Here is a 22,035-nt window from a genome sequence, read left to right as displayed (position 1 = left end):
TTGCCTGACGTCCTAGTGTGGTGCGTGTGCGGGGCGCCGCGCACTGCCCGAAACGGGCAATGAGCGGCGCCTGGCGCTGCTTGGTTCCCCGAGGGGCTCAGACGTTGACGCCGTAGTCCTGGGCGATGCCGCGCAGCCCGGCGGCGTAGCCCTGGCCGATGGCGCGGAACTTCCACTCGGCGCCGTGGCGGTAGAGCTCGCCGAAGATCATCGCCGTTTCCGTGGAGGCGTCCTCGCTGAGGTCGTAGCGCGCCAGCTCGTTGTTGTCGGCCTGGTTGACCACGCGTATGTAGGCGTTGCGGACCTGGCCGAAGGACTGCTGGCGGGTCTCCGCGTCGTAGATCGAGACCGGGAAGACGATCTTGTCGACCTCGGCCGGCACCCCCGCCAGGTTGACCTTGATGACCTCGTCGTCGCCCTCGCCCTCGCCCGTGAGGTTGTCGCCGGTGTGCTCCACGGAGCCCTCGGGGCTCTTGAGCTGGTTGAAGAAGACGAAGTGGGCGTCCGAGAGGACCTTGCCCGAGGGGCCGGTCAGCAGCGCGCTGGCGTCCAGGTCGAAGTCCGACCCGGTGGTCGTGCGGGCATCCCAGCCCAGACCGACGACCACGGCGGTGAGACCCGGCGCCTCCTTCGAAAGTGAGACGTTGCCGCCCTTGTTGAGGCTGACTCCCACAGTTCCCCTCCTGATGCTTTCCGAATGACGTCCGCGCGTCCGCGGCGTGCGCCGCCCGCGCCCCGGCCCCTGCCGTGCCCCGCAGCGCCGCGCACAGTGCTGCTTGATCCCCTGGGCCAGGACTCAAACGTACCGGTCAACCGCCGTTGCCGTCCCGTGGTCTGTGGACAACGGGGCTCCTGTGGACAACGTGACGCGATGTCAGGGAGTTGTCACAGGGGGCTGCTAGGAGCGAGGGCCGCCAGCGCCCGCTCGTACTCCTCGACGTCCCGGGCGTCCGGCAGGGAGTTGACGACCGTCCAGCGCACCGTGCCGCCGCCGTCGATGAGGAAGGTGCCGCGCACCGCGCAGCCCTTCTCCTCGTCGAACACGCCGTAGGCGCGGGCCACTTCGCCGTGCGGCCAGAAGTCGCTCAGCAGCGGGAAGTCGATGCCCTCCTGGTCGGCGAAGACCCGCAGGGTGTGCATCGGGTCGCAGGAGACGGCCAGCAGCCGCGCCCCGCCGCCGGCCAGCCGCTCCTCGACGTCGCGCAGGGCGCGCAGCTCCGCGGTGCACACGCCCGTGAAGGCGAAGGGGTAGAAGACGAGCAGCACGGCAAGGCCGTCCGGCTCTCGGTGATCCGAGAGCCGGACGGCCTTGCCGTGCTGGGTACGCAGGGTGAAGTCGGGCGCGGTCGAGCCGGGCGTCAGGGCAGCCATGCCCGTCAGCCTAGGCCGTACCGAAGCCGCTCCGGAGCGGCCCTGACGGCGACTCCGGCACCCGAAGGCGCCCCACCGGCCCCGCGAGGGGTGCGGTGGGGGATCCGTCAGCGCTTGCTGCCGGAGCGGGCCGCCTTCGGGGTCAGCAGCCTGCTGCCGTTCCACTCCTTGCCCGCGTTGATGCTCTTGGTCTGCGACAGACCCGCCGTGGTCGCGGCGTCGTTGATGTCGCTCGGCTCGACGTATCCGTCCCGGCCGGTCTTCGGCGTCAGGAGCAGGACGGAACCACCCTCGTCGATGTACGTGGTGGCGTCCACCAGTGCGTCGGTCAGGTCGCCGTCGTCGTCGCGGAACCAGAGCACCACGGCATCGGCCACGTCGTCGTAGTCCTCGTCAACCAGCTCGGAACCGACGGTCTCCTCGATCAGATCGCGGAGCTCCTGGTCGGTGTCCTCGTCGTAGCCGATCTCCTGGACCACCATTCCGGTCTGGAAACCCAGCCGTACGGCCAGGTTCGTCTCCGCGTGGCCCGCGGTCGCGCTCACGGATTGCCTCCTGCTTCGGTTCGGATACTCACGTCTACTCATGGTCTGCCGGCGTCTCAGGGCCCCCGGGTCGGGGTGCCGCTCCAAGACTGCCCGCTGCCCCGCGTACACGCGAGGCGATGGGCGTAGTCCACACGTGCCGGGCGGATCGCGCAAGTACCCCGCGACGGCTTCCGCCCAAACGAAGTGTGGTCGGGCATGTCCGAGTATGGGGCAGCGGGGCCCGGGCCCGTGCACCGGGGCGGGCCGGATTCGCCGCAGACCGCTGGTTACCCCCCGGTAGAGATGACGTACGCGCCGCAGCGGTACACGATGGGAGGCGCGCACACAACAGCACAGGTGCCGGCAGGCAGCACGACCTGAGCAGCACATCCGACTGAAGAGCGAAGGAACAGCGTGGCTTCCGCATCCGATCGCAACCCGATCATCATTGGCGGCCTTCCCAGCCAGGTCCCCGACTTCGACCCGGAGGAGACCCGGGAGTGGCTGGAGTCCCTCGACGCGGCCGTCGACGAGAAGGGGCGCGAGCGCGCCCGCTACCTGATGCTGCGGCTCATCGAGCGCGCCCGCGAGAAGCGCGTCGCCGTGCCCGAGATGCGCAGCACGGACTACGTCAACACCATCGCCACCAAGGACGAGCCGTTCTTCCCCGGTGACGAGGAGATCGAGCGGAAGATCCTCAACGCCACCCGCTGGAACGCGGCCGTGATGGTCTCGCGCGCCCAGCGCCCCGGCATCGGGGTCGGCGGCCACATCGCCACCTTCGCCTCCTCCGCCTCCCTCTACGACGTGGGCTACAACCACTTCTTCCGGGGCAAGGACGACGGCGACGGCGGCGACCAGATCTTCATCCAGGGCCACGCCTCCCCGGGCATCTACGCCCGCGCCTTCCTGCTCGACCGCCTCTCCGCGGCCGACCTCGACGGCTTCCGCCAGGAGAAGTCCAAGGCCCCGCACTCGCTGTCCAGTTACCCCCACCCGCGCTCGATGCCGGACTTCTGGGAGTTCCCCACCGTCTCCATGGGCCTGGGCCCGATGGGCGCGATCTACCAGGCCCGGATGAACCGCTACATCCAGGCCCGCGGCATCGCCGACACCTCCCGCTCGCAGGTCTGGGCCTTCCTCGGCGACGGCGAGATGGACGAGCCGGAGTCGCTGGGCCAGCTCTCCATCGCCGCCCGCGAGGGCCTGGACAACCTCACCTTCGTCGTCAACTGCAACCTGCAGCGCCTCGACGGCCCGGTGCGCGGCAACGGCAAGATCATCCAGGAGCTGGAGTCGCAGTTCCGCGGCGCCGGCTGGAACGTCATCAAGCTGATCTGGGACCGCACCTGGGACCCGCTGCTCGCCCAGGACCGCGACGGCGTGCTGGTCAACAAGCTCAACACCACCCCCGACGGGCAGTTCCAGACCTACGCCACCGAGTCCGGCGCGTACATCCGCGACCACTTCTTCGGCGACGACCAGCGGCTGCGCCAGATGGTCGAGGGCATGAGCGACGACCAGCTGCTGCACCTGGGGCGCGGCGGCCACGACCACCGCAAGGTCTACGCGGCCTTCAAGGCGGCGCAGGAGCACAAGGGCCAGCCCACCGTGATCCTCGCGCAGACCGTCAAGGGCTGGACGCTGGGGCCGAACTTCGAGGGCCGCAACGCCACCCACCAGATGAAGAAGCTCACGGTCGAGGACCTCAAGCGCTTCCGCGACCGCCTCCACCTGCCGATCCCGGACAAGGACCTGGAGTCCGGCCTGCCGCCGTACTACCACCCGGGCCGCGACTCGCAGGAGCTGCAGTACATGCACGACCGGCGCCGGGCGCTGGGGGGCTACGTGCCCAGCCGGGTGGTGCGCGCCAAGCCGCTGCCGCTGCCCGACGAGAAGGTCTACGCGGGCGTCAAGAAGGGCTCGGGCACCCAGGAGATCGCCACCACCATGTCCTTCGTGCGGCTGCTGAAGGACCTGATGCGCGACAAGGGCATCGGCCACCGCATCGTGCCGATCGCGCCCGACGAGTACCGCACCTTCGGCATGGACTCCTTCTTCCCGAGCGCCAAGATCTACAACCCGCTCGGCCAGACGTACGAGTCGGTCGACCGCGAGCTGCTGCTGTCGTACAAGGAGTCCCCGACCGGGCAGATGCTGCACGACGGCATCACCGAGGCCGGCTGCACCTCCTCGCTGATCGCCGCCGGCTCCGCGTACGCCACGCACGGCGAGGCGCTCATCCCGGTCTACGTCTTCTACTCGATGTTCGGCTTCCAGCGCACCGGCGACTCCTTCTGGGCGATGGCCGACCAGCTCTCGCGCGGCTTCGTCATCGGCGCCACCGCGGGCCGCACCACCCTGACCGGCGAGGGGCTGCAGCACGCGGACGGCCACTCGCAGCTGCTGGCCTCCACCAACCCGGCGGTCATGGCCTACGACCCCGCCTACGGCTACGAGATCGCGCACATCGTCCAGGACGGCCTGAAGCGGATGTACGGCTCCTCGCCCGAACACCCGCACGGCGAGGATGTCTTCTACTACCTCACCGTCTACAACGAGCCCACCGTCCAGCCCGCCGAGCCCGAGGGCGTGGACGTCGAGGGCATCCTCAAGGGCCTGCACCGCGTCTCGGCCGGCACCCGCGGCCAGCACCCGGCGCAGATCCTCGCCTCCGGGGTGGCCGTGCCCTGGGCGATCCGGGCGCAGGAGATGCTCGCCGAGGAGTGGGGCGTCAAGGCCGACGTGTGGTCGGCGACCTCGTGGAACGAGCTGCGGCGCGAGGCGGTCGACGCCGACCGCTTCAACTTCCTGCACCCCGACGAGGACAAGCGCGTGCCGTACGTCACGAGCAAGCTCGCGGACGCGCCGGGGCCGAAGGTCGCCGTCTCGGACTGGATGAAGTCGGTGCCCGACCAGATCGCGCGCTGGGTGCCGGGCACGTACACCTCGCTGGGCGCGGACGGCTTCGGCTTCGCCGACACCCGCGGCGCGGCGCGGCGCTACTTCCACATCGACCCCGAGTCGATCGTCACGGCGGTCCTCACGGAGCTGGCGAACGAGGGGAGGATCGACCGGGGCATCCCGCAGAAGGCGATCGACCGCTACCAGCTGCTGGACGTCGCGGCGGCGGACCCCGGTCCGGCGGGCGGCGACGCGTAGCCGCGGACGCGTAGCCGCTGACGCGGGGCCGCGCAGGGGACGACGCGGTGTACCGGTGTGACTAGCATCGGTGCGCCGCGTCGTCGTCTTCGTAGGGGATCTCCATGACCACCGCCGTCGGGCCGTCCACTCCCGAGCGCGTCCCCGAGCCCGCGCCGGAGCCCACCGGGGAGGTCGTCAAGCTGGCCACCCGCGTCGAGCGCTGGGAGCGGGCCGCCTACCGGCCCCTCCTCGCGCTCGCCATGCTGTTCGCCGCCGCCTACGCGCTGCCGATCGTCGTGGACGACCTCCCACCGGACCCGACCGCCCTGTGCCAGGCCGTCGAGTGGCTGGTCTGGGGCGCCTTCGCCGCCGACTACCTGATACGGCTGGCGCTCGCCCAGGAGCGGTGGCGCTTCGTGCGGCGGCACTGGCTCGACCTGCTCATCGTGCTGCTGCCGCTCATCCAGCCGCTGCGGCTGCTGCGGCTGGTCTCCGCCGTGCTCCTCACCGGCCGGCGGGTGCGCGCCGCCTCGCAGGTGCGCCTCACCACGTACATCGGAGGCTCGCTGCTGGGACTGCTGTGCGTCGGCTCGCTCGCCGTACTGGAGGTGGAGAAGGGCCGTCCCGGCGCGAACATCAACAGCATCGGGGACGCCGCCTGGTGGGCTTTCACTACGATGACTACTGTCGGTTACGGAGATCATTCTCCCACCACCGGCCTGGGCCGCCTGATCGCGGTGGGCCTGATGATCTCCGGTATCGCGCTGATCGGTCTGGTCACCGCGAACATCGCCGCGTGGTTCATCTCGCGTTTCGAGGCCGACACCGCGCAGGAGACCCGCCAGCTGGAACTGCTCCAGAGCCTCTCCCAGGAGGTCGCGGCCCTGCGCGGCCAGGTGGGTGAGCTGACCGAACGGCTGTCCGGGCGGGAGTCCGCGTAGGTGTGAGCGGGATCCTCCGTGATCCATGTCTCACCCCCCGGCCGCCGCAGGCGCCCCCGCGTCTCCTAGGGTGCTCGGCAGTGAACGTCTTCCTCCGCTTCCGCTCCGCCGCTCCCGCGGCCACCGTGCACCGCGCGATCATCGTCCTCGCGGTGGTGCTGGGCGTCTTCGCCACCGTGGGATGGACCGCGGCGCGCTGCGACCCCCAGGAGCGCACCGCGTGGGAGAGCGCGCTCGCCGACTGGAACCACGACAGGCTGCCCGCGCCCGACTCCGCGCCGCAGACGCTGAGCCGCTGGTTCGCCGAGGTCGGCACCGCACGCGGACAGCTGCTCGCCGACCGCCACCCCCTCGTCGTCGGCAACCTCGACGGCGCGCCCCCCGCCCTGCGCTACCGCGCCAACCGCCGCGCCGTCGCGCGGGAACTGGCGCTGGAGGAGCGCCAGTTGCGCGAGCTGGCCCTCACCCCGCAGGGCCGCGAGCAGCGCCACGAGCGCATCGCGGTGCTGCGCTCGCTGCAGAACCCGGCGCGGCACATCCTGGCCTTCGACCCCGCCGGCACGGGGCAGGTCGCGGAGGTCCACGGCGACCTGGCCCGCGCCGAGCGCGTCGCCGTCGTGGTGCCCGGCGTCGACACCAAGCTGAGCAACTTCCGCCGCTTCGCCGCCGACGGCAAACCCGGCTACGTCGCCCCCGCCGGCATGGCCGACGCGCTCTACGACGCCGTGCGCGAGGCCGCCCCCGGCCGCCGTACCGCCGTGATCGCCTGGGCCGACTACGCCGCGCCCGCCGGCCTGGGCGTGGACGCGGCCACCGGCGTTCCCGCCGAGGCAGGCGCCGCCCGCCTCGCCCGCTTCGCCTCCGCGCTCCCGGGCCGCCCGCGCACCTCGCTGTTCTGCCACTCCTACGGCTCGGTGGTCTGCGGGGTCGCCGCCGCCCGGCTGCCCGCCTCGGTCACCGACATCACGGTCGCCGGCAGCCCCGGTATGCGCGCCGACGACGCCGCGGCCCTGCACAGCACCGCCCGGATCTGGGCGACCCGCGCGGTCGGCGACTGGATCTCCGGCGTCCCGCACGTCGAGGTGGCGGGCCTGGGCCACGGCGCGGACCCGGTCGCGGCGGAGTTCGGCGCCCACGTCTTCCCCGCCGGCACGGCCCGGGGGCACACGGAGTACTTCCGGCCCGGAACCCGAAGCCTGCGCACCTTTGCGGCGATCGCCGCCGGAGAGGCACTTCAACGCGCGTAGCGTGCAATCCCGGCGGGAGAGGGGACGTAACGTGTCCGCGCCCCTACGATGAGCCGCATGGGTGATGTGTTGTCCGGGCTCCACGCATCCTGGGAGTTCGGTGCGGACTCCGTGCTCATCCGGTACGAACGGGGGATTCGTACGCCGAGGCTGCTCCACGCGCTGGGGGAGCGGCGGATCCCGTTCGCCGCGCTGGGCGGGGTGGAGCTGGCAGAGGGCAAGCGGGGGACGGTGGTGCTGCGGCTCGTGCCGCGGCCGGGCGCCGACCCCCTCCACGACGTGGCCGCGGGGCAGCTCAGGGAGGGCTGCGACCCGTACCGCCTGGTGCTGCCGGAAAGCCGTGCCACGCTCGCGGAGTACTACCGCGACGAACTGCGCACCGCGCTGGGCGGCGACGTCGGCGACCCCGACGGCCTCGACGACGGGTCGCCGTGCGCGCCGATGGTCGCCGTCCCGCCCGTGCCGCTGCACTTCAAGGCGTACGACGCGAAGGCCTCCTTCGACGGGCGGGCGGTGGTCTTCCGCTGGTTCTGGACGGGCGCCTCCTCGGCGAAGTGGAAGGCCGGCGACCAGACCTTCCCGGTGGCCGCCCTCGGCGGCGTCGAATGGCGCTCGCCCGAGGGGCTCTCGGGCCATCTGCGGCTCGTACCGGCCGGCAGCGCGCCCGCGCGCGGCCCCGCCGACCAGGACCCGGCCGCGGTGGTCTTCGGCCTCGGCTACGGCTCGGTGCACGAGTCGCTGCCCTTCGCGGCGGCCGTGCTGGCCGCGATCCGCGCCGCCGGCCCGGCCCGGCTGCCGGCGCCGCCGCCGGCCCGCCGCGATCCCTCGGAGGTGGCCGACCGCATCCGGCACCTGGGCGCGCTGCACCGCGACGGGATCCTGACGGACGCGGAGTTCGCCGCGAAGAAGGCGGAGTTGCTGGCCGAGCTGTGAGGGCCGGAGCGGCTCAGGCGGCGCGCGGCCGTCGTACGAGGTATGCCGCGCCCAGCCCCGCCAGGAACAGCGCCAGGACCGAGACGCCGGTGGCCGTCCAGCCCGCGCCCAGCCAGCGGCTGCCGAGATAGCCCAGCCCCACGCCGTACGCCGCCCAGACCACCCCCGCCAGCGCCGACCAGGGCAGGAAGTCGCGCGCCTTGCGGTGCGCCACCCCCGCGCCCAGGCTGACCACCGACCGCCCGGCGGGGGCGAAGCGGGCCAGCACCACCAGTGCCCCGCCCCCGGCGGCGACGGCCGCGCCCAGGCGCTCCTGCGCGGCGGAGAGCCGGCGCGAGCGGGCGAGGGCGCGGTCCAGGCGCGCCCCGCCCCGGTAGGCCAGGCGGTAGGCGGCGAGGTCGCCGACGACGGAGGCGGTGGCGGCGCAGACCACCAGGGCGAGCAGCTCGGCGAGCGGCACGCTGCCGTCGAGCACGGCGACGCCCTCGCGGACGGCGGAGGCGGCCGGCCGGGCCACGGTGGTGCCCGCCGCGGCGGTCGCGGCCATGATCACCAGGGCGCCGCTGGGCAGCACGGGCAGGAAGACGTCCAGCAGGATGGAGAGCGCGACGATCGCGTACATCCATCCCGTGCCGGCGAACGACGCCAGGAATTCCACTGTCCTACCCCCATGTGACCCGCCCCGGTAACGTCGGGGTCACGGACGGTGGTCCGTGATCAGCCGACTACAGCGTACGCCCGGTGTGATGGGCGATAACTCCTGGGGCGCCAGGTATCACGTAGATCACGTGCGGCGGACCGCCCTGTCACCCGGATGCCACGCGCGTGTACCGGCGGGTGGGGCGCGGCGGCCGGGACCGTGGGGGCCGACCGTGTCCCCCAGAGGAAGCAGCACCCCCATGCGCAAGGCGCTCACCGCCACCGCCCTCCTGCTCGCCGCCGCCGCGCTCCCGGCCGCGACTCCCGCCGCCGCGGCGCCCGTCGGGCAGCAGCCGCCACAAGTCCTCGTCCACAGCGCGCGGTTCGCGCCGCCGATGGCGCTGATCCCCTCGGACGCGGTGACGTACGACATGGAGCTGGTGCCGGCCGGGGCGTACATCGCGGTGGCGCAGATGTCCGCGGGCCGCGCCTCGGTGGTGCGCCTGGCGGTCGACGGCCTGCTGCCCGACCGCCGTTACGGCGCCCACGTCCACACCCGGCCCTGCGGCGCCCTCCCGCAGGACTCCGGCCCGCACTACCAGCGCGTCCCCGACCCCGTGCAGCCCTCCGTCGACCCCGCCTACGCCAACCCCGCCAACGAGGTCTGGCTGGACTTCACCACCAACGCGGCGGGACGCGCCGCCGCGTTGGCGGCGCACGGCTGGCGCCTGCGGGCCGGGGAGGCGCGTTCGATCGTCATCCACGAGGAGGGGACGGCGGACGGCGAGACCTCCCGCAGGGTGGGCTGCTTCACCGTACCGCTGCGGTAGCCACCCCAACCGGGCCCGGAATCACAGGAGTTCCCGGTCCTCCACGGTGACGAGCCGCACCCCGCGCGTCGTGCCGGGTGCGGCTCGCGCCTGCTCCAGCCGCAGCCGCGCGCGCTCGCGCCCGGCGAAGGTGAGCCGCATCAGCTGGTTGCCGAACCACGGCCCGCCCGTACGCACCCAGTCGACCCCCGGCCGCGCTACCCGCCCGTGGCGGGAGAGCAGCCGGCCCAGCGCGCGGCCCGGACGGCTCCAGCCGAAGCGGAAGCCCGCGCGCATCGCGGCGGGGATGACGTTGTGCATCGGCGAGCAGGTCAGCTGCAGCACCAGGCTGCGCACCGGCTCGGGCCAGCGCGGCTCGGCCACGTACGCGTGGTGGACGTCGCCGGAGAGCACCAGCACCGTGGCGGGGGCCCGCGGCCCGCGCGCGACCTCGGCGATCAGGTCGGTGAGGTCGGCGAAGGAGCGCGGGAAGGCCGCCCAGTGCTCCAGGTCGCCCGCCTGGCGCAGCCGCTCCCCGAGCCGGGCCCAGCGCGGGCCCCGGCGCCCCTCGCACAGGGCGGCGTCCCAGGTCTCGGCGTCGTGGATGGCGGGCGGCAGCAGCCAGGGCAGCGAGGTCCCCAGGAGCAGGTGGTCGTAGGAGCCGGGGTCGTCCAGCGCCTGGGCGCGCAGCCAGCCCAGCTCCTCGTCGTCGAGCATCGCGCGCCGCTGCTCGGCGAGCACGCGCGAGCCCCGGGTGTCGACCATCAGCAGCCGCACCCGCCCGAAGTCGCGGCGGTAGCTCCAGCGCACGGCGGCCGGATCGGCGTCGGCGCGCTCGGCGAACTCCCGCACCAGCGCGGTCGCGTCGCCGGCGCTCTGGACCGCCTTGTAGAGGGGGTCGGCGGCGAGGGCCGCGGGGGGGAGGTTGCCGAGGTGCTGGTAGACCCAGTACGACATCAGTCCGCCCACCACCCGCTCGTGCCACCAGGGCCGGGAGCGGATGCCGCGCTGCCACGCCTCGCTGGTGTTCCAGTCGTCGATCAGGTCGTGGTCGCCAGGGTTGGGGCAGTAGGTGTTTTACATTGTCCCATTCTGCCCCGATGTGGACACGAATGTTCCTCGCGCGGGTCGCGTGATCACTAGCCCTTCGCTGCGGAGGATGTCCAACGCGCGCCGTACGGTCCCCGGCCCCACCCCGTAGGCGTGAGTCATCGTCAGCTCACCCGGCAGGCGCGAACCCGGTGGGTATTCCCCACTAGCGATCTTGTTCCGAAGGATTCCCGCGAGTTGTTCATACACGTACTCGGGGCTATTTGGGCTGATCTTGTCCACGCTGTCGACGCTACGGGCGTAGGAGCCGCTACGCATTACCGCCCACTACTACCTACCGCTACCCACCACTACCTACACTGGTCCGGAAATGACAGTGCCCCCGCGACGCGGCGAACGTCCGGGGGCTGACCGGGAGGTAACCCCGATATGGCAGAGAATACGCGGCGCCGATACGACACAGGCGACGGCACCATGATGATCTGTACAGAGGTCGGCGGCGTACTGGACGGCCTCTCGCTGGCGCTTGACGTGGCCACCCTGGCGAACGCCCGAAACGCGCTGCGCATGGCCGAACTCCTGCTCGACGCCGACGGGCTGACAACCGGCGAAGCTGCCGAGTGCGCACGGCGACTCGCTGGGACCCTTCACAACGTCCTGGACGTCGTCGCTGCCCGGCTCGACATGTAGGCGCGGCGCTGCACGCACGGAACCCCCGTAACTCCCTTGGCGACAGGGTGAGTTACGGGGGTTCCTGCGTTGTGCGCAGCGGATGCGCAGTGCGCTATGGCGAGTGCGCAAGCGCAGACCGGATGCGCACCGCCCGCGCCTGCCCGATGCGTAGATGTGCCTGGAGTGCGCGCAGCGTCGGCGGCTTGTCTGGCAATCACGATGAAACCTCACCGCGAGAGCCAGAGGGTCGGTAGCATATCGACATGGAAATATGTTGTGTGTGTAGTGAAGAATTCGACATCGAAGACGCGCGAAGCGAGTACAACTCTCACTACAACGGAGATCTAGATTACGACGAACAGTGCGAAGGTCACTGTGCGCCTTGCGGTATTTCGCTCTCCGAGGGACTGATGGCGAAGGGTCGTGCAATCCTCATGATGAATGGGGATGAGGACTACGACGACGATTTCGTGCGAGACAATTTGTGAGCGACCAGCTCACTACCGGTCAGCGCGGCCAGCAACGCACCCCACCGCAGCCAATTTGCGCCTTTCATGAACCCCCTCCCCGTATAGGTGGTTAGCGCGCCCTTAGCGCCATCTCAGTACGCCGGACATCCATCGTGGAAGGTCCCGGCATTTCGGCCGGATGGACATAGGACCGACGCCCAGCACGCTGCCGCACGTTCCGCGCAACCCAAGCCGACCGCTGCTCCGCACCTTCGGGAGGCATGCCCCAGTCGGCGGGGAAGACGCGACGCTCTGCCGCAGCGCTTGCCTGCTCCATACCGCGCATTACAGAACCTCGTTCCGCAGGAAGTCGCTCGCCTTATTCGCTAGCGCGCCAATGGGACCGCGCGGCGCCTCGGACACATCAATGAAGACGTAAGGCTCATAGTTACCGGGCTGGGGGACCGTTCGCTCGTACGACTTCCCGGCGCGGACGCGTGCAGCCATGGCGTGCGCGGAAACGTCCGGACCCGGAGTAATACCAGCGGGCATCGCCAGGAAGGCCGTACCGGCGCCTACAGAATCCCGCTCCTGCGCTGCGCGCTCCGCATAAGCAGCTGAATAAGCGGCATCACAGCGCGACAAGGCGCCATGTGCGGGTCTCATGGCATATGGGTCTAGCGGCTGGTCGGGGTCGACGGAAAGGGGCACCAGGTGGTCGGCCTCGCCCGCACCCTCGTGGCCGCATATGTGGCAGCGAGTACCGAAGATGGCGAACATCCGAGCACGTACGCGGCGCCATGGTCGGCCCGCACGGTGATTAGCCACGCTCCACCCCCAGAAGGGGGCAGTCTGCAACGTTACAGATTGCCCCCCTCGCGGGCCCGCTCAGCTCGCGCCACCCTGGAAATGCTTAATGGCACCGCTCGCGTCGACCTGCTCCCCATCAGCGCGGAGCAGGCACCGGAATGTAATAAGGTCCTGATTGAACGCGTAATCGTCGCTGCGCTCGAAACGGACGCCCTCGGCAAAGCGAACGAAGTACGAGCGGAAATCACCGAACAGAATGGACTTAGCGCCCACGCCGACGGACGGCATGTTCGGATCGATAACAACACGCTTGCCAAGGAGTAGGCCCGGGTCAGCAGCGGTAAGCCCCGGACTCCACAGATAGTTGCCATTCCCCGCGCCGCCCGACCCATCGCGGAGCTTCCGCAGCTTGGCATAGGTGGTGTCGGACATCAGCCATACAGCGTGGTCGCGGTATGGGTTAGAGACGGAGTGGTAAAGGTCGATCAGATCATCACCACTCGGCATGCCCTGGGCGCCAGTCGCACCAGTCTTACCGGTAGTCGACGCCGTTAGAACGCCCATAGGCTGGCCGCTACCCGTGCCGCTCACGAGGTGAATTCCTAGACCATCCCCCAGCGCACGACCGGCCGACTGGGCCAGGTAACCCAGAATGTCAACGGCCGAATCATTGACAAGTTCGTGGCTGAGCTGAATTAGATAGCCATACTTCCACGCGTCAAGCGTCGCCATACCAAAGGCCGGATCGTTGGCCGGGAGAATTCCAGCTTCCGCGACAATGCCCGCGTTGGCGCTGTGCGCCGTGGTCTTGGGAATGGTCATCTGCTCGCCGGACGAGGTGTGCAGTACGGTCGGACCAGCGTCCAGCACACCCGACTTGGCGGTCAGGTGCTGAATAAGGCGCGAATAGAAAGACGTGGGAACCGTCGCGCCGCCAGCACCGGCGGAAATCTTCGACAGCGTGCGCGCTTCCTCAGGCGAAGGCTTAAGCTCTAGCGCGCGCGTGCCGTCGCCGGTGAGCCACGAACGTATCTCGGAAGTTTCGCGGTGGTTGTACATCATGTGTTGGTGTCCTTTCGAGACATGAAGAAAGGGCTAGTACCAACGGTCTCGATCAGGAGACCAATCCTGAGAGAACTAACGTTGGTACTAGCCCTAGACTTGATAAGAGCTCGTAACAGGATCTTGTTGAGATGCCCTGGTCGGGCGTAACTGGTGTGATGATTCGGCCGTTCGTGGTGGTGTGAGTACTCGGCCGTGGATCGTGGACGACGACTTGTGGGCGCTGATCGAGCCGCTGCTGCCGCCCTGGCCGACGAGGTCGCCAGGGCCGCGGCCGGTAGCTGACCGGTTGTGCCTGCAGGGCATCCTGTACGTCCTCTACAACGACATCGCGTGGCAACTCCTGCCCCCTGAGCTTGGGTTCGGCTCGGGACAGACCTGCTGGCGGCGCCTTGAGCGGTGGCAGCAGGCCGGGGTTTTCGACCAGCTGCACCGGATCCTGCTCGCCGAGCTGAATGCGGTCGGCCGGCTCGACTGGTCCAGGGCATGCGTGGACGGCTCCCACGTCCGCGCGAAAAAGGGGGTGCCGACACCGGTCCGTCGCCGGTCGACCGGCGGAAGACGGGCAGCAAACACCACCTGATCTGCGACGGACGCGGCACCCCGCTCAAAGTCATCACGACCGCGGCGAACGTCAACGACGTCACCCAGACCCTCGCCCTGGTCGATGGCATCCCGTCAGTGGCGGGCCGCCCCGGCCGTCCCCGCAAACGCCCGGACGCCCTGCTCGGCGACAAGGGATACGACTCCAACCCCAACCGGGAAGAGCTGCGCAAACGCCGGATCCTGCCCGTCATCTCCCGCAAAGGAGCCCCGAACATCAAGGGCATGGGCAAACTCCGCTACGTCGTCGAGCAGACCTTCGCCCTGCTCCACCAGTTCAAACGACTCGCCGTCCGCTGGGAACGCCGCACCGAACTCCACGACGCGCTCGTATCCCTGGCCTGCGGTCTCATCTGCTGGCGACGCCTCAACCAGCCCGATTCATGATCGTGTTACGAGCTCTAAGGGTCGGTCAGGCCCTTTACAGCGGAGGAACACCCACCCCCAGAAAGGGTGAAAGAAAGGTAGGTGTCTCTCACGGATCGGCGTGTGTTGCGCACTGCGCCGGTGATAAGGGGCCCCATTACCCCCTCACCTGTTACTTTCTCCGACGGCGCCGTTCCTTCGCCTTTTCAGCGTCGCGGGCACGTCGGCACGCGTTCTCGCAAAACTCCGGCCACCGCGTCACCTGAGACATAGGGCGCGTGGTCGAGAACCCTTCGCCGCACTGCTTACACTGCGAATAGCGCGTCTTAGTAGGGCCTGGGCCGAATTCCGTGTGCCCGCGTAGGTCCTCGTTCAGCGAAACGCTCGTGGGTAGCGGCGCGCCATCCCAAGGGCCCGATATCGCGCCGCTACCCCCAGCGCCAAGCACGGACGCCCCCGAATAGCGCACTCCCTGCGCCAGCAGATAGGCCAGACGCTGTACAGAACGCGCGTTGATATCGTCCGCGCCCAGCTCCTCGCGCGGCATCGTGGGGGCGGCGAATAGGTGGCCGGTAAGTTCGCGCAGTTGCGCGTCATATAGCTTGTCGTTTCCTTCAAGGTTCAATTGGTAAACCATGTGTGCGACCTCCATTGGGCATGGAAAAGGGACCGAAATTACGGCCCCTGGATTAGTTATAGGCCCCGGCCGGCCTCGGCCTATCAGCGAATAGGGGCGGCAGGTGCACAGCAACACATAGAACTGTTGCGTCGGGAACTTTTGAGATGACTAGGTATTGGCAATGTTGGATGTTTGTAGTTTGTATGCACAGTGTGTTGTTGTGTTGCTTTCCGCAGGTCAGAGGGGGTGCGCTTGCGCAACACAAGGCGTGCACATGCAACACACCCCCTTCCCGCTGTCCTACGGCGCGCAGAACAGGGCCGGTGTGTTGGCCCAATCCGTTTGCTCAGAAAGCCGGACGCCCGTAAACCCGCGCTTTCCTCCACTGTTGAATGTCTGCATAGTCCGGCACCGTTCCCGCAATGCGCTGGTTAGTGCCCGCTTTGTACGGAATGCGTCCATGCCCTCTTCCTCGGCCCACGCTGTGTACGCGTTCCAAAGTTCGGAGCCCGTAATGCGCCCCTGGGGGTCCTCGGCGAGTACGCCGGGGAAGAACCCTGCAAGCGTGTCGCTCTCGTCCTTGTACGCCTCCACGGCGGCTTTCACGCTGGCCGGATCGTGTAGCCCGTCGGCGTACCAATCGACGGCACCACGGACCAGCCACGCGAGGATTCCCGGCATTTCAGCGCGTAGCGTTTCCTCTAGGTGCGGGTCCTTGCGGTCGCCTTGGAAACTCTGCAAGAAGGGGATGAGCTTCACCCGCCGCCACGTGCCGTTGTCCTGCTCCTTAACGACCGGTTTGTAGTTGCTCGCTAGCAGGATCAGCGCTTGCGGCTTGAACGCGTACGGCTTGCGGTACTTGGGATTGACCGTGATTTCCTCCCCGCCGGTCGCATTCTTAATAGCGGCGGAATCCAGCACGGCCGATCGGTTCGTCTCGCTGGCCAGCGCTAGGCGTGTACCCACCAACATCTCGGCATCGGGGCCGCCGCGCGTCTTCCCGCTGGTAGTGAACATGTCGAATGGAACGGTCGTTGCATGTGCGCCGAGGAGTTCCCGCAGCGTAGTTAGCAGCGTGGATTTTCCGTTCGACCCTGATCCATAGAGCACCGCGAAACACTGTTCTCGCGTACTGCCCGTAACGCCGTAACCTAGTAGCCGCTGTACGTAGGCGGGCAATTCTGGATCGTGGGCGAAAACCTCAGTAAGGAACTGTTCCCAGCGAGGAGCGCGGGCGTCCGGGTCGTAAGGAACGCTCACGGCCTTTGTTATCCGCTGCTCCGGCGTGCCGCCGCTTAGCTTGCCGGTGCGTAGGTCGATGACACCATTAGGCGCGGCGAGTAGCCACGGGTCGGCGTCCCACTCGCCGCTGTAGCGCACATCAGACAAGCCTTTGAGCATGTCCACAACGTTGTCGCGGCGCTGCTTACTTCCTAGGTACTGGCTACGCTTCTGGTCTCTCTCAACCCGGCGTAGGTCGCGCAGCATGGTTTGGGTTGTGGCGGTTATGTCGTCGCCCTCGGCGTCCGACTGCCAATGGTGGGCACCTTCGGGGAAGAAGTGCCATCCGCGTGCCCGGTTGAATGCCAGGGCGCCGTTAAATCGGCTTTCCAGCGCGTGAATAGCTAGGTCGTCATCAGCCATGGTGCCGACATCTTCGCCGCCGCTAGCTGCCTGATGTAGCGCTGCGAGTAGGGCCTCAGTGTTGATATTCGATAGGTCCATTACAGTCCAACCCCCGCAGCGCCAAGCACGCTCGCTATCCCGTCGATCTCTTCTCTGAGTTTCTTCTTTGCATGCTTCTCGCGCGCCGTCCATGGGTCCATGCGGTCGTGTTCAGCGGACAAGCGCCGATAGCGTGCCCGGGTTACCCATAGTTGGGCGTACACGCGCTCTAGGCCCCAATCCACGTCGTCGCTTGGCTCGCACAGTTCGTAGCCCGGGTTCTTATGCGCATCGCTGATCTTGAGCCGTCCGCGCTGCACGGTGTGGGGGAGGCAATGCGGCGTGCGGTGGCCAAGAGATGTGCCGTGCGTGTGCTCGTTTCCGCAGAATGGGCAGGAGACTACGCGGCTTTGCCCGGCAAGCTTTCCGTTGCTGTAATGGACGTCGACTAGGAATGCCTGTGTTTTCGGCGTGTAGGTGTCAAGGTTCATCGGGCACCCCCGTATGTCTTGCGCTGGTAGTAGGCGCGTGAGTTGCAGGAGCGTCCGCACCACTTGGGGCGGGTGCCGGTGCCGCAGTAGGGCCGTAGCGGTTTGCCGCATGGGCATTTGCCGGTCATGTTTCCTCCGAGTTGGATCGATCTGAATCAGGGCCGCGAAAAGGCACCCTCGGCCGGAAGGTGCCTGTGTGTGTCACGCGGGGTGTTCGTTAAGCGCCGCACCCTCTGCGCGGGGTGCCCGTTACGGCATCCCCTCGAAATACAGAGGGTGTGTGCGTTACGCAGCTCGTAACGTTACGGCCAGAGCATTACTGAGAGTAGTTAAACGGTTACATGTAGAGGAGTGGGGCGCACTCGGTCCTCGGTGCGCGGTACCCGCCCTCGACGTCCACGAGGTAGTGCCCCCCTCGGTGGACCGACGCGAAGCGCAGAGCGCCCGTCTGACGGCCCGTAGGGCAGACATGGCAACGCCCCCGGCGGATTTCCCTCACCGGGGGCGCTGTACGGCTCTCTGCCGCCTTACTAGGGCGTCTCGGCGCCCCGCTCCCTTTCCCGCGTCACAGCGGCTCTCATGCGTTCCTCGCGCTCCGCGCGTATCTGGCTCAGCCGCTCAGCCTCGGCAATCCGCGCCGCAGCTCGCGCTATCCGCAGGCGCTCCCGCTCCGCCCGGCGCTCCTCGCGGTAGGCGCGTTCCTGCTCTCGGCGTTCCTCCCGCTCGGCCCGCTTCTGTTCGGCGCTCACACGGACGCTCACGGCCTTGTCGGCGGGACGCCCGGCGGACCGCTCCTCGCGCTCACGCGCCGCTAGCCGTGCTGGGGTTTCACGGGCGACGAACGCGCGCAATGCGGCGGCTTCCTCGGCGGGGGTGAGTCTGCGCGTCATTGTGCGTCCGCCTTTGCAGCTTCCTCGTAATCCGCAGCGTCGGCGTATGCGTTATCCGTCAGCTCCATAGTCACCCGCGCGGGATTGAGTGTGCGCCATCCCCCCGCCGACCCCGGATGCACAGTGATCCTCACGCCAGCATCGGTCAGCATTCCACGTCTTCCCGCCGTGCTGTCCGTCGACGTCCAGGCGTCCGCGATACTTTCGCCGGTTTCCACGCGCTCTACACGAGGAGGGACCACCGGCAGCGTCTCCAGTTCTGCTAGACGGGAATCAAGTGCAGCGGCGCGTCTTTCCCAAGCGTTGCGTGCGGCGTTGCTCTTTTGTTGCCCCTGCTGCGCTTGATGCGCCTCAAACTCGGCAAGCGTTTCGGCGATCTCGGGGCCGGGGTCGTAGCCGGGGTGGTTGATTGTCCGCGACATCCGCAGGCCACCCAGCAAGCGCAGGAACTCTTGCTCCGCGTACTCGTCCACCCAGTCGGCGCGGATATTCATCGGAGATTTGCAGCGCTTGCCCCTGGACGACGCCCGGCAACGGTAGGTAGGTCGCTGCCCCGGTCGTCCCTGTTGGCGGTTCAAGTACATGTAATCGTCGCACCCGGAGCAATAGACAAGCTTGAACAGCAGAGCGTCAGTGTCGCGCCGGATGGCGTTGTTCACGCTGCGACTGTCGAGGATCGCCCGTACGGAATCGAGTTCAGCGCGGGTGAGGATTGGTTCACGCGTCATCATCACGGGTCGCCCCTCGACGTCGCGTACTGGCTTACCACTGCTTAGTTTCCAGCCAATGAGCGATTCACTTCGCAGCATGGCGGTAAGGGTGGCGGCAGACCAGCGTGTCGGTGCTTCCACCTTGCGGCCTCGCGAGAGGGACCAATGGTCGGCGGGGGACGGTACGCCTTCCTCGTTCAGCGCGTAGGCGACGCTATTAGCGGAGGAGCCGTTCACCAGCGCTGCGATAGCACGTTCAATGACGCGCATCGCATCCGCGTCGGGCTCAAGTGTCCACCCGCCGGTTTCCAGCGGAATAGGACGGTAGCCGTACGGGGGGCGCGATCCTCGCCATCTCAAAGGCATGAGACGCATGGCGGCCTGTGCACTGGTTACTCGCTCGCGGATTGACTCGGCTTCCATCTGGGCAGCGAACGCCATCAGGGTTGCGATCAGCTCGCCGACCAGGCTGGACATATCAAGTTCGAGGCGCGCGCCGCCCGGTCCTTCGGCGAATACGAGCCGCTTCCCATGCGCCCGTGCCCACGTGATCAGCTCCGACATGTCAGCCATGGAGCGAACGGCGCGGTCGAGTCGCCACCAAATGATGATGTCGAAATCGTCGGGTCGGGCGAACCAGGGCCCAAGCTTCGGCCGCTGGAAGGGAGTTGTCTTAGAGGCGGATACGCCTAGGTCAACAGCTTCGCCGATAATGGTTGCGCCAAGACTTGCAGCGGTGAACGCGTTGGCCTCTCGTTGCCGGTCGGGGGACGTTGTCTCGTCGGTGAGAACGCTTAGGCGGATCGCGCTCAGGGCGCGGGGTGCTGTCATGGGGTCAGTCTGTCAGAACACCTAGTCGTACAGCTTCGGATCGTCGAAGACCATGCAGCTGGGCACGGTGGAGAGCAGCCAGCGCACCTCGGGGTCGAGCCAGGACTCCTCGTAGAGCAGGGTGTACTCGTCGTAGTCGGCGATCTGCGCCCCCGGCCCGGCGGGGTCGGCCAGCTCGCGGCGGGCGGCGAGGCGGGTGCGCATGGCGGCGGAGGTCTCGTCGGCGTAGACCTGGTCGCCCAGGAGGAGCAGGACGTCCGGACGCTCGGCGGCGGGGTCGGCGGCCAGCTGCCGGGCGAGGGTGTCGAGCGCGTCGGGGCCCGCGGGGTCCTCGTCGCCGGCGGGCTTCGCGGCCCAGCGGCAGGAGCCGAAGGCCGCCCGCACCGGGGCGCCGGGGGCGGGGGTGCGGATCTCGGAGGGCGGGAAGGGGCTGTCGGGCAGGGGCCACACGCGCTCGCCGTCGAGCCGCACCTCGTACGGCACCCGGGCGCCCGGGGTGAGGCCGGTGACCGGGACCAGCGCGTAGTGGTGCCCGCCGACCTGCCAGGTCCGCGCGCTGCCGCCGGCGCCGTCGGGGGTGCGCACGGCGGCCTCGCAGGGCCGGTCGGCCTCGACCCAGACGGTGGCGCTCCCGCCCGACGCGCCTGTGCCGGAGGCATCGACGTAACGCAGCAGCGGTCCCAGGCGAAGTGCGGCCATCCGGCCCTCCCCGTAGTCGTTGCGCCGAGCGTAGAGAACTACCGTACGAGGAGGCCAGGTTCGGGCCGCGTAAGGGGAAAAAGGGGGTGCGGGACGCGGGCCCCGCACCCCCGGGCGGCGGTCACCGCGCAGATACGTTCCTGCGGTCGGTGGGCCGGCGGCCGGTCAGCAGCCGTTGAGCACGGCGGACAGGGCGGACTTCTCCGAGGACTCCAGGCTCAGGCCCCAGTGGTACTTCACCCAGACCCACATCCGGGCGTAGGTGCAGTGGTACGAACTGCGCGGCGGCATCCACTGGTCGGGGTCGGAGTCGCCCTTGGACTGGTTGACGTTGTCCGTGACGGCGATCAGCTGCGCGGTGCCCAGGTCGTTGGCGAACGACTGGCGCTTGGAGGTGGTCCAGGACGAGGCGCCCGAGCGCCACGCCTCGGCGAGCGGCACGACGTGGTCGATGTCGATGTCGGAGGCGAGGTACCAGGTGGCGCCGTCGTAGGGGGAGTACCAGCTGCCGCTGGCGGCGGCGCAGTTGGAGTCGGTGACCACGCCGCTGCCGTCGCGCTTGAGGACGACCTCGCGGGTGTTGCAGGTGCCGTACTGGGTGATCCAGTGCGGGAAGAGGTCGCGGCTGTAACCGGTCAGGGAGCCCTCGGACCTGACCGTCAGTGCGGCGAGGTACGAGCGCGCGGTCGCGGCGCTGGGCGGGGTGGGGGGAGCGGCCTGGGCCGGGGCGGGGGCGAGCAGCAGGAGGAGAGGGGCGAGCGCCGCGGCCGGCGCGAGTCGACGCGCGTAGAGCCGGCGGCGCACGGATATGCGCAGAAGCGAGGGGGCCATGGGGAACTCCCGGAGGGTAGTGGGGGATTGCCGAACCACGCCCAGGCTGCGACCCGGAGGTTGCGGCCGTACGGGCGCCGGGTAACAGGGTGAAGGCATGGGCATGACATGCGCAAGACGCGGTTCGGCCCCTCGACTCCTGTGTTGCCGGGGCGTGTTCGGATTCGGAGCGCGGGCGCCGCCTACGTGCGCTCCTCCAGGGAGGCGCGTGTGGCGTCTCCGTACACCCCGCTCGGGTCTCCGGAGATCCCGGTGCTCTTCTGGTAGTTGGACACCGCCTTGACGACCTGGATGTCGTAGTCGCCGTCGATCGGGCCCGAGTACGCGCCCACCTGCTTCAGCCGGCTCTGCAGCTCGACGACCTCCGAGCCCGTCGCCCCCCGCTGCAGGGTCGGCGCGGCGGCCTGCGTGCTCTTGGCGGCCGACGGCGTGGGCGAGGCGGACTTCGACTTCGACGGTGTGGGCGAGGGCGAGGGTGAGGCGGAGGCGGACTTCGACGGTGTGGGCGAGGCGGACGCGGACTCCGACTGCGCCGGGACCTTTGGCGGTGAGGCGTCCACCGAGGCGACGCTCCTGGGCTGCGGGGGAGCGCCCTGCGTCGCCGCCTCGTCCGGGGCGGCGACCACCGCGACGGCCACCCCCGCGACCAGCAGCGCGGCCGCCGCGGCGCGGGCGG

19 protein-coding genes and 2 pseudogenes are annotated in these 22,035 nt (G+C 68.9%); 7 read left to right on the top strand and 14 right to left on the bottom strand.

Annotated elements, in window-relative coordinates:
- Positions 1–97: 97 nt before the first annotated feature.
- From ACFQLX_RS20840 to ACFQLX_RS20830, 3 genes are all read right to left on the bottom strand, one after another.
- Positions 98–673, bottom strand: a complete 576-nt coding sequence (locus ACFQLX_RS20840) for a TerD family protein (RefSeq protein WP_386417357.1) — start codon at positions 671–673, stop codon at positions 98–100.
- A gap of 212 nt (positions 674–885) precedes the next feature.
- Positions 886–1,371, bottom strand: coding sequence for a peroxiredoxin (locus tag ACFQLX_RS20835; RefSeq protein ID WP_386417355.1), 486 nt, complete (start codon positions 1,369–1,371; stop codon positions 886–888).
- 107 nt (positions 1,372–1,478) lie between these two features.
- Positions 1,479–1,916, bottom strand: coding sequence for a DUF3052 domain-containing protein (locus tag ACFQLX_RS20830; protein ID WP_386417353.1), 438 nt, complete (start codon positions 1,914–1,916; stop codon positions 1,479–1,481).
- A 396-nt stretch (positions 1,917–2,312) separates the two neighbouring features.
- Here ACFQLX_RS20830 and aceE point away from each other — a divergent pair, with 396 nt between their 5' ends.
- The 4 genes from aceE (at position 2,313) to ACFQLX_RS20810 (ending at position 8,163) form a co-directional block, all read left to right on the top strand.
- Entirely contained in the window at positions 2,313–5,060 is a 2,748-nt protein-coding gene (gene aceE / locus ACFQLX_RS20825; protein WP_386417352.1) for a pyruvate dehydrogenase (acetyl-transferring), homodimeric type, read from the top strand.
- Positions 5,061–5,164: 104 nt separating this feature from the next.
- Complete coding sequence (locus ACFQLX_RS20820) at positions 5,165–5,983, top strand: potassium channel family protein (RefSeq protein ID WP_386417350.1); 819 nt, start codon at positions 5,165–5,167, stop codon at positions 5,981–5,983.
- 80 nt (positions 5,984–6,063) lie between these two features.
- Complete coding sequence (locus ACFQLX_RS20815; protein WP_386417348.1) at positions 6,064–7,230, top strand: alpha/beta hydrolase; 1,167 nt, start codon at positions 6,064–6,066, stop codon at positions 7,228–7,230.
- Between the two features lie 57 nt (positions 7,231–7,287).
- A complete protein-coding gene (locus tag ACFQLX_RS20810; RefSeq protein ID WP_386417346.1) occupies positions 7,288–8,163 on the top strand; it encodes a DUF4429 domain-containing protein in 876 nt (291 codons plus the stop codon).
- Between the two features lie 13 nt (positions 8,164–8,176).
- Here the strand turns inward: ACFQLX_RS20810 and ACFQLX_RS20805 are convergent, their stop codons facing one another.
- Positions 8,177–8,785, bottom strand: a complete 609-nt coding sequence (locus ACFQLX_RS20805; protein ID WP_386417414.1) for a DedA family protein — start codon at positions 8,783–8,785, stop codon at positions 8,177–8,179.
- 277 nt (positions 8,786–9,062) lie between these two features.
- On the opposite strand from ACFQLX_RS20805, the gene ACFQLX_RS20800 reads away from it, so the two are divergent.
- Positions 9,063–9,632: a superoxide dismutase family protein gene (locus tag ACFQLX_RS20800; protein WP_386417344.1), complete on the top strand. Its 570-nt coding sequence runs from the start codon at positions 9,063–9,065 to the stop codon at positions 9,630–9,632.
- Positions 9,633–9,653: 21 nt separating this feature from the next.
- Here ACFQLX_RS20800 and ACFQLX_RS20795 read toward each other — a convergent pair.
- Positions 9,654–10,664, bottom strand: a pseudogene (locus ACFQLX_RS20795) (metallophosphoesterase family protein); the annotation flags it as partial.
- Between the two features lie 24 nt (positions 10,665–10,688).
- Positions 10,689–10,979 carry a GntR family transcriptional regulator gene (locus tag ACFQLX_RS20790; protein WP_386417343.1) on the bottom strand — a complete coding sequence of 97 codons (291 nt, stop codon included), beginning with the start codon at positions 10,977–10,979 and terminating at the stop codon, positions 10,689–10,691.
- A 156-nt stretch (positions 10,980–11,135) separates the two neighbouring features.
- On the opposite strand from ACFQLX_RS20790, the gene ACFQLX_RS20785 reads away from it, so the two are divergent.
- Positions 11,136–11,351, top strand: a complete 216-nt coding sequence (locus tag ACFQLX_RS20785) for a hypothetical protein (RefSeq protein ID WP_386417341.1) — start codon at positions 11,136–11,138, stop codon at positions 11,349–11,351.
- Between the two features lie 1,319 nt (positions 11,352–12,670).
- Here the strand turns inward: ACFQLX_RS20785 and ACFQLX_RS20780 are convergent.
- Entirely contained in the window at positions 12,671–13,654 is a 984-nt protein-coding gene (locus tag ACFQLX_RS20780) for a phage major capsid protein (RefSeq protein ID WP_386417340.1), read from the bottom strand.
- A 181-nt stretch (positions 13,655–13,835) separates the two neighbouring features.
- Here ACFQLX_RS20780 and ACFQLX_RS20775 point away from each other — a divergent pair.
- Positions 13,836–14,644 (top strand): IS5 family transposase gene (locus ACFQLX_RS20775; protein ID WP_386417338.1). Its coding sequence is split into 2 segments (ribosomal slippage): positions 13,836–14,153 and positions 14,156–14,644, totalling 807 coding nucleotides; the frame shifts between segments, so codons are not numbered across the junction.
- A gap of 898 nt (positions 14,645–15,542) precedes the next feature.
- Here the strand turns inward: ACFQLX_RS20775 and ACFQLX_RS20770 are convergent.
- The 7 genes and pseudogenes from ACFQLX_RS20770 to ACFQLX_RS20740 all read right to left on the bottom strand — a co-directional run.
- Entirely contained in the window at positions 15,543–16,886 is a 1,344-nt protein-coding gene (locus tag ACFQLX_RS20770) for a DNA primase family protein (protein ID WP_386417337.1), read from the bottom strand.
- Between the two features lie 80 nt (positions 16,887–16,966).
- Positions 16,967–17,398, bottom strand: coding sequence for a hypothetical protein (locus ACFQLX_RS20765; RefSeq protein ID WP_386417335.1), 432 nt, complete (start codon positions 17,396–17,398; stop codon positions 16,967–16,969).
- A 530-nt stretch (positions 17,399–17,928) separates the two neighbouring features.
- Positions 17,929–18,288, bottom strand: coding sequence for a hypothetical protein (locus tag ACFQLX_RS20760; protein ID WP_386417333.1), 360 nt, complete (start codon positions 18,286–18,288; stop codon positions 17,929–17,931).
- Positions 18,285–19,829, bottom strand: coding sequence for a recombinase family protein (locus ACFQLX_RS20755; protein ID WP_386417331.1), 1,545 nt, complete (start codon positions 19,827–19,829; stop codon positions 18,285–18,287). Before ACFQLX_RS20755 ends, ACFQLX_RS20760 begins: the two co-directional genes overlap by 4 nt.
- Positions 19,830–19,853: 24 nt before the next feature.
- Positions 19,854–20,528, bottom strand: a pseudogene (locus ACFQLX_RS20750) (DUF7800 domain-containing protein); the annotation flags it as partial.
- 165 nt (positions 20,529–20,693) lie between these two features.
- Positions 20,694–21,359, bottom strand: a complete 666-nt coding sequence (locus ACFQLX_RS20745) for an HNH endonuclease family protein (RefSeq protein ID WP_386417329.1) — start codon at positions 21,357–21,359, stop codon at positions 20,694–20,696.
- A 182-nt stretch (positions 21,360–21,541) separates the two neighbouring features.
- A partial coding sequence (locus ACFQLX_RS20740) for a peptidoglycan-binding domain-containing protein (RefSeq protein ID WP_386417327.1) occupies positions 21,542–22,035 on the bottom strand: 494 nt, incomplete at its 5' end.

Source organism: Streptomyces polyrhachis (assembly GCF_042663125.1).
Taxonomy (GTDB): domain Bacteria; phylum Actinomycetota; class Actinomycetes; order Streptomycetales; family Streptomycetaceae; genus Streptomyces; species Streptomyces polyrhachii.
Note: the sequence above shows the minus strand (reverse complement) of the source record. Positions and strands in the feature narration are given on the sequence as shown.